A 783-nucleotide genomic window follows, 5' to 3' on the forward strand; every position below is an offset into this window, starting at 1 on the left:
TGAACCTGCCCGCCGGCGTCTCCACGCTCGACGCCAAGCAGGCGCTGTCGTTCGTGCGGCAGCGGCACGGGCTGCCCGGCGGCGACCTCGACCGGCAGGTGCGCCAGCAGTACTTCCTCAGCGTCGAGGCCCGCAAGATCCTCTCGGCCGGCACCCTCCTGAACCCCGCCAAGCTCGGTTCCGTGCTCGACGCCGTCAGCTCGTCGATGGAGACCGACGCGGGGCTGAACTTCCTGCAGCTCGCCAACCAGGTCAGAGACCTCCGCCCCGAGAACGTCCGCTCGGCCACCATCCCGATCCTCGGCACGCCCACGGTCTACGTCGGCGGCAGCGCGCTGTCGGTCGTCGAGGTCGACGAGGGCGCCATGCCCGCGTTCATCCAGGGTCTCGTCGGTCCGCCCCAGGCGTACACCGACGCGACGGCGGCGGCTCCGGCCGACGTGTCGGTCAGCGTGGCCAACGCCAGCGGCGTGACCGGCGCCGCCACCGTGGCCACCGACGCGCTCGCCGCGGCGGGCTTCGTCACGGCGGCACCGGCCTCGGCCGAGTCGACGGCGGCCACGGTCGTCAACTACCCCGCCGGGCAGGAGGCCCAGGCGAAGGCCGTCGCGGCGTACCTGCCGGGTGCCGTCGCCGTGGCCTCCAGTCAGGTGACGAGCGTCACGGTCGTGCTGGGCACCGACGGCGTCACCGTGCAGGCCCCCGCAGTCGCTCCCGCTCCCGAGACTCCCGCTGAGACCGCGGCCCCCGACGCCCCCGAGACCGAGACCCCCGAGACCACCG

At 74.1% G+C, this 783-nt stretch carries 1 protein-coding gene; it reads left to right on the forward strand.

Annotated elements, in window-relative coordinates; translation table 11 throughout:
* The coding region (locus tag ACZ6JE_RS15085; RefSeq protein WP_464319459.1) for an LCP family protein at nucleotides 1-783 on the forward strand (783 nt) is incomplete at both ends.

The organism is Frigoribacterium sp. AC759 (assembly GCF_979256015.1).